Genomic DNA, 7,132 nt, shown 5'->3' with positions numbered 1-7,132 from the left:
GCCCAACCGTTCGAGGGGCACAAGGCCTTGTGGGACACCATGGATGTGGGCTACTTCATGCGCCACGACGCCTCCGACATTGCCTGGCACACGCGCCAGCTCTCGCGCCATGTCAATTCCGGCAAGTCGATCGTTCGGGCCCGCCTGTCGCCGCTGGGCGAAGGCCTGCAAGTGCTGGTCTACACCCCCGACCAGGCCGATCTGTTTGCCCGCATCTGTGGCTACTTCGAACAACGGGGCTTCAGCATTCTGGACGCGCGCGTGCATACCGCCTACAACCGCTATGCGCTCGACACCTTTCAGGTCACAGCCCAGGCCATGCCCGAGCTCTACCATGAGCTGGCCAGCATGGTGGAAGCCGAGCTGGTCCGTGCCATCATGCAAACCGGGCCGCTGCCTGCGCCAGGCAAAGGAAGAATCTCACGACGGGTCAGGAGTTTTCCCATTACGCCCCGTGTGAGCCTGCAACCCGATGAAAAAGGCCAGCGCTGGTTGCTTAACATCTCGGCCAGCGACCGGGTGGGTTTGCTTTACAGCGTCGCCCAGGTGCTGGCCCGGCACAAGGTCAACGTGCAACTGGCCAAGATCAACACCCTGGGCGAGCGCGTCGACGACACCTTCCTGGTTGACGGCCCCGAGCTGCAGGAAAACAAGGCCCAGATCGCCATCGAAACCGAATTGCTCGAAGCGCTGGCCTAATCGTCTGCGGCGCTGTCCAGCCCCGGAAACAGCACCGACGTGAAGCCGAACTGCGTGAAGTCACGCATGCGCATCGGGTACAACTTGCCGATCAGGTGGTCGCACTCGTGCTGCACCACGCGGGCGTGAAAACCGTCCACGGTGCGCTCGATGGGGTCGCCGTACTGGTCAAACCCGGTGTAGCGAATCTGCTCAAAGCGCGGCACCATGCCGCGCAGTCCGGGCACCGACAGGCAGCCCTCCCAGTCTTCAACCTGCGCCGATGTCAATGGCGTGATCACGGGGTTGATCAGCACCGTGCGGGGCACCACCGGGGCCTGCGGGTAGCGCGGGTTGACGCGATCCGTGCCAAAAATCACCAGCTGCAAATCCACCCCAATCTGCGGTGCCGCCAGCCCGGCGCCCTCAGCGGCGCGCATGGTGTCGAGCAGGTCGGTGATCAACAAATGCAGTTCATCGGTATCGAACGCGGTCACCGCCTGCGCCACGCGCAGCAGGCGCGGGTCGCCCATTTTCAGAATCTCACGCACCGCCATCGAGCATCTCCTTCAACTGGTCTTCATCGAGCACGGCCACACCCAGTTCGCGCGCCTTGTCAAGCTTGCTGCCGGCCTCGGCGCCGGCCACGACAAAGCTGGTTTTCTTGCTGACCGAACCCGCCACCTTGCCGCCGGCGGCTTCAATCAGGGCTTTGGCTTCTTCGCGGCCCAACGTGGGCAGGGTGCCGGTGAGCACAAAGGTCTGGCCGCTCAGGGGTTGGGCCGCCACCGGCGCGGGTTCGCCCTCGGCCCAGGTCACGCCGCAGGCGCGCAGTTGCTCCACCACCTCGCGGTTGTGCGCCTGGTCAAAAAAGGTGCGGATGCTTTTGGCCACGATCGGGCCCACGTCGGCCACCGCCAGCAAGGCGTCCTCGGGGGCGTCCATGATGGCGTCGAGCTGGCCGAAGTGGCGAGCCAGCGCCTTGGCCGTGGCCTCGCCCACATGGCGTATGCCCAGGCCAAAGAGAAAACGCGGCAGCGTGGTCTGCTTGGACTTTTCCAAGGCGTCCAGGATGTTTTGCGCCGACTTGTCGGCCATGCGCGCAAGATTGGCCAGCGCCGTGAACCCGAGCCGGTACAGGTCCGGCAGCGTGTTGATGATGCCCGCATCCACCAGCTGGTCGACCAGCTTGTCGCCCAGCCCTTCAACCTCGACCGCGCGGCGCTGGGCAAAGTGCAATATCGCCTGCTTGCGCTGGGCGCTGCAAAACAGGCCGCCGGTGCAGCGGTAGTCGGCCTCGCCCTCCTCGCGCACCGCCGCACTGCCGCACACCGGGCAAAGGCGCGGCATGGTAAAGATGGCCGGCTCGTCCACCCGCTTGTCCAGCAGCACGCTCACCACTTCCGGAATCACGTCACCGGCGCGGCGCACGATCACCGTGTCGCCCACGCGCACGTCCTTGCGCCGCGCTTCGTCCTCGTTGTGCAGGGTGGCGTTGGTCACCGTGACGCCGCCGACAAACACCGGCGCCAGCTTGGCCACCGGCGTCAACTTGCCGGTGCGCCCCACCTGCACGTCGATGGCCAGCACACTGGTCAGCATTTCCTGCGCCGGAAACTTGTGCGCCACCGCCCAGCGCGGCTCGCGCGTGACAAAGCCCAGCTGGCGCTGCAGCGCCAGGCTGTTGACCTTGTACACCACACCGTCAATGTCAAAACCCAGGGCATCGCGCTGCCGGCCAATGGCGTCGTAATAGGCCACCAACTCGGCGGCGCCTTGCGCGCACTTGACCAGCTCCGACACCGGGAAACCCCAGCTTTTCAGGGTTTGCATCAGCTCAAAATGGCTCTGCCAGACCGGTCCGCCGGCTTCCGGCGGCGTCACCGCACCCAAACCATAAGCGTAAAAACTCAAGGGGCGTTGCGCCGCAATGGCCGGGTCCAGCTGGCGCACCGCACCGGCGGCGGCATTGCGCGGGTTGACGAAGGTTTTTTGCCCGGCGGCGCGCTGCTTGTCGTTGAGCGCCTCGAAGTCATCGCGGCGCATGTAAACCTCGCCACGCACCTCCAGCACCGCGGGCACCCCGGCCGGCAGGCGCAGCGGAATCTGGCCGATGGTGCGAATGTTTTGCGTCACGTCCTCGCCCACCTCGCCATCACCGCGCGTGGCGGCCTGCACCAGCACCCCCCGCTCGTAGCGCAGGTTCATGGCCAGGCCGTCAAACTTGGGCTCGGCCACATAGTCGATCGCCGGGTCAAGCGCGGTCAGCCCCAGTTCACGGCGGATGCGCGCATCAAACAGCTCGGCGCCACTGGCCTGGGTGTCGGTTTCGGTGCGAATGCTCAGCATCGGCACGGCGTGGCGCACGGCGGCAAACTGCTCCAGCGGCTTGCCGCCGACGCGCTGGGTCGGCGAATCGGGGGTGATCAGTTCGGGGTGGCGCGCCTCCAGCGCCTGCAACTGCCGGAACAGCCGGTCGTATTCGGCATCGGGCAGGGTCGGCGCATCCAGCACGTAATAGCGGTGCGCATGGTCATGCAGGGTCTGGCGCAGTTGCGCCATCAGCGCGGCGTCGTCAGGCTCGGGCGCAAACAAGTCAAAGGTGGTCATGCATGACAGGGCTCAGGAAAAAAGCCGGCGCGCCAGCGGCGAGCCCGCCGCCAGTTCGCGCTGGGCCAGCATCTCGTACAGCTGCTCCAGTTCAGCAGCAATCACCGTCATGCCCTCGGGCGACAAGGCGGCGCCCTGGTCATCGGTGACCATGCCGTCCATCTCATGCGCCAGCGCATCGGCCACTTCACGCATGCGTTCAAACGGTTTTTCGCCGGGGTCCACCTGCGCCACATCCAGCCCCAGCGTGATCTGGCGCAAGGCCGACTGGGTCGGGTCGTCGGCCAGGGCGGTGAGCGTGTCAAAGCTCAGGCTGACCACCGGCGGCAGGCCGCTCGTGCTGGCCGGAATCACCATTCGACCAGCGATGGCGCCCATGACAAAGCCGAATTTTGCCGCTGTTTGCTGGATATAGCTGGGGCTCCAGGCCGCCCGGCGCGCCTGCACCATCAGCACCAGCTGGGCATCGTGGCCGCTGGCAAACTGGTCCAGCTCGCGCGCCCGGTTGACCTCGTTGCGCATCGCGGGCAAATCGGGCGTGCCGTTGATGGCATCGCAGAAATTCTGGGTTTTCATGACAAATTCGGAAAACTCGATGTCGTTGAGCGCACCGGAGCGGTTGGCCAGTTGCACACCGGCCTGCAACTGGGCGTAGGTTTGGCCTGCCAGCGGTGGCTCCCAGCGTTGACTCAGGGCATTGAAGCCCTCGATGGCAAAGGGTTTGCTGCCCACCCGTCGCGTCGATGGGAAGGCGGCCAGCACGGCTTCGCCAGACACCGGCGCCTCCAGTGCAATCGGGGCCACGGCATCAATCAGCGGATCGAGCGCCGGCTTTTTTTCCGGGGCTGGCGCGGCAAACGTGTCGCCGTCCAGCGGGTGGTCGCTCAAATGGGGCTCGATGCGCCCTTCCAGAGATTCCGGCAGCCGCGACGCGGCCGGTTCAGCCTGGCGCGGCTTGTTTTTTCTGGCCAGCCAGGCGTAATAAGCCGCCATGGCCAGCAGCACCAGCACACCCAATACCAGCAAACCCAATTGCATAGACATCATCATTCACTCCATTCCGTCATCGACAGCGCCGCGTCCATGTCCACCGCCACAATGCGTGACACGCCTTGTTCCTGCATGGTGACACCAATCAGCTGTCTGGCCATTTCCATGGCGATCTTGTTGTGGCTGATGAACAAAAACTGGGTGTCTTTGCTCATGCTGGCCACCAGTTTGGCATAACGCTCGGTGTTGGCATCGTCCAGCGGCGCATCGACTTCGTCGAGCAGGCAGAACGGCGCCGGGTTGAGTTGGAAAATGGCAAACACCAGGGCAATCGCGGTCAGCGCCTTTTCCCCTCCCGAAAGCAGGGCGATGCTCTGGTTTTTCTTGCCCGGCGGCTGCGCCACCACCTGCACCCCCGAGTCCAGGATTTCGTCGCCGGTAATCACCAGGCGCGCATTGCCCCCGCCAAACAGCTCGGGGAACATCTTGCCAAAGTGCTCGTTGACCTTGTTGAAGGTACCCGACAACAGCTCGCGGGTTTCGCCATCGATCTTGCGGATGGCGTCTTCGAGCGTGGTCATGGCCTCCACCAGGTCGGCCGTCTGGGCATCCAAAAATTGCTTGCGCTCGCGCGCGACGACCAGCTCGTCCAGGGCCGCCAGGTTGACCGCACCGAGGGCGGCAATGTCGCGGTTGATGCGGTCGATCTCGCCCTGCAAACCGGCCAGGCGCACATTGTCCTGCGCTATAGACAGCGCCAGCGCCTGCAGGTCGGCCTGGGCGTCGTTCAGGAGCTGGCTGTACTGCTCAAAACCCAGCCGGGCCGCCTGTTCCTTGAGCTGGAATTCGGTGATGCGGGCGCGCAAAGGGTCCAGCTCACGCTCCAGTTGCAGCCTGCGCTCGTCGCTGGCGCGCAGTTTGGCGGTCAGGTCGTCGTATTGGCTGCGCTGGGCGCCCAGCGCCTGTTCACGTTCCAGCTTGACGGCCAGCGCCTGTTGCAGGCCGCCTTGCGCGGCGGCGTCGTTCAGGCGCGCCAGTTCATCCTGCGCCCTTTGGGTCTCGGCCGCCACCGCTGCCGCTTGCGCCACCGCCGTTTCAATGCCGCGTGACAACTCGGCCTTGCGCGCGTCCAGGCTGCGCAGGCTGAAGGTGGCTTCCTGCTTGTCACGTTCCAGGCTGCGCAACTGCTCGCGGCTGGCGCCCAATTTGCGCTCGGCCGCCATCACCTGGTCATCGAGCTCGGCATGGCGCTGCTGGGCGTCGGCGAGCTGCATGTCGAGTTCCTCGAAGCGCGCTTCAGCCAGCACGCGGCGCTCCTGCAGTTCGTCGAGCTGGCCCTCCACCTCCGCCAGGTCGCTGGCAAGCTGGGCGCTGCGACTGCGGGCCTGTTCGGCTTGCTGGCTCAGTTGCAGGGTTTGCACCTGCAGCTTGTGGGCATTTTGTTGTGCCTCAGCCGCTTCCTTGCGGCTTGTGGCCAGGCGCTGCGCGACATCGGCATAGGCGGCCTCGGCGCGTGCCAGCACGGCGCGCGCTTCGTCGCTGATCAGCACCTGGGCGCGCAGCTCCTTTTCCAGGTTTTCAATTTCCTGGGCACGCGCCAGCAGACCCGCCTGCTCGGAGTCGGGCGCGTAAAAACTCACGCTGTGGCGGCCGACCGCGTGGCCGGTCCTGACATAAATCAGTTCACCGGGCTGTAATTTGTCGCGGCTGCCCAGCGCGTCTTCGAGGCTGGTCGCGGTAAAACAGCCCTGCAGCCAGTCGTCGAGCACCGCTTTTTGACCGGCATCGTGCAGCCGCAGCAAGTCCGACAAGCGTGGCAGCAGGGCATTGGCAGGCGACAAAACAGCCGGTGGCGGGCTGTAAAACGCCAGCTTGGCCGGTGGCACGTCCTGCGCAAAAGCTCGCACCAGTTCGAGCCGGCTCACCTCCAGCGCGCCCAGGCGTTCCCGCAGGGCGCCTTCCAGGGCGTTTTCCCAGCCCTGCTCGATGTGCAGGCGACTCCACAGGCCCTGCAAATGGTCGAGGCCGTGCTTTTGCAGCCAGGGCTGCAACTTGCCGTCGGTCATGACCTTTTCCTGCAATGCCTTGAGCGCTGCCAGCCGGGCCGACAACTCGGCCAACTGCGCCGACTCGCGGTTCACGGTCTGCTGCTGCTGGCGGCGCCGGTCGTCCAGCTCGGGGGCGCTGTCGCTCAGCGTCTCGAGCCGGGCCTGCGCCACGTCTGAGGTGTCTTGCGCCAAATCCAGCAGACGCTGCAGTTCGGTTAATTTGAGCTCATCAGGCGCCACCAGGCTGTTGCGCTCAGTCAGCAGGCGCTCGCGGCGCGAGCCCAGTTGGCGTGACTGCTCTTCAATGCCGCGTTGCTCGGCGGCCAGTACGCCAATCTGCTGCTGCACCTGGGTCACGCTGGCACGCTGGTCGCCGGCGGCGCGCTGGGCCTGGCGCAAAGCCTCTTCCAGCGTCGGCAGGTGCTGCGCCTGCTCTTCCAGCCGGGCGGCCAGCACCTCGTTTTTGTCTTCGCCCAGCAGTTCGAGTTCAGCCAGTTCTTCCAGGGCGGCCTCGGCGTCCTGGCGCCGCGTGGCCCATTCGGTAGCCTGCTCCAGCAGCGTGCGCAGCCGCAACTCAACGCGCTGGCGCCCTTCCACCACAAACCTGATCTCGGCCTCCAGCCGCCCGACCTCGGCGCTGGCTTCGTACAACTTGCCCTGCGCCTGGTTGACCTGGTCGCCGGCGGCGTAATGGGCCTGGCGCACGGTTTCCAGCTCGGCCTCGATGTGGCGCAGGTCCGCCATGCGGGCCTCCAGCGCATTCACGGCGGCCAGTCCGTCTGCCTGAATCCGGTCCTGCTCGGCCT

Annotated in this window: 5 protein-coding genes; 1 reads left to right on the top strand and 4 read right to left on the bottom strand. The window is 65.5% G+C overall.

The window, feature by feature from the left end; all coding sequences use genetic code 11:
• Positions 1 to 699: ACT domain-containing protein (locus NDI87_RS15425; protein ID WP_296276335.1), on the top strand; the 699-nt coding region annotated here is incomplete at its 5' end.
• Here the strand turns inward: NDI87_RS15425 and def are convergent.
• The 4 genes from def to smc all read right to left on the bottom strand — a co-directional run.
• Entirely contained in the window at positions 696 to 1,235 is a 540-nt protein-coding gene (gene def, locus NDI87_RS15420; protein ID WP_296276334.1) for a peptide deformylase, read from the bottom strand. The genes NDI87_RS15425 and def overlap by 4 nt on opposite strands.
• The gene (ligA, locus tag NDI87_RS15415) at positions 1,222 to 3,288 is read right to left on the bottom strand and encodes an NAD-dependent DNA ligase LigA (RefSeq protein WP_296276333.1); all 2,067 of its coding nucleotides are present in this window, start codon (positions 3,286 to 3,288) and stop codon (positions 1,222 to 1,224) included. Before ligA ends, def begins: the two co-directional genes overlap by 14 nt.
• A gap of 12 nt (positions 3,289 to 3,300) precedes the next feature.
• Positions 3,301 to 4,335 (bottom strand): cell division protein ZipA C-terminal FtsZ-binding domain-containing protein, encoded by a 1,035-nt coding sequence (locus NDI87_RS15410; RefSeq protein ID WP_296276332.1) that lies wholly within the window; start codon positions 4,333 to 4,335, stop codon positions 3,301 to 3,303.
• A partial coding sequence (gene smc / locus NDI87_RS15405) for a chromosome segregation protein SMC (RefSeq protein ID WP_296276331.1) occupies positions 4,335 to 7,132 on the bottom strand: 2,798 nt, incomplete at its 5' end. The genes smc and NDI87_RS15410, both read right to left, overlap by 1 nt.

The organism is Rhodoferax sp. (assembly GCF_023701345.1).
Taxonomy (GTDB): Bacteria; Pseudomonadota; Gammaproteobacteria; order Burkholderiales; family Burkholderiaceae_C; genus Rhodoferax.
This window is presented reverse-complemented; position numbering and strand designations above follow the sequence as displayed.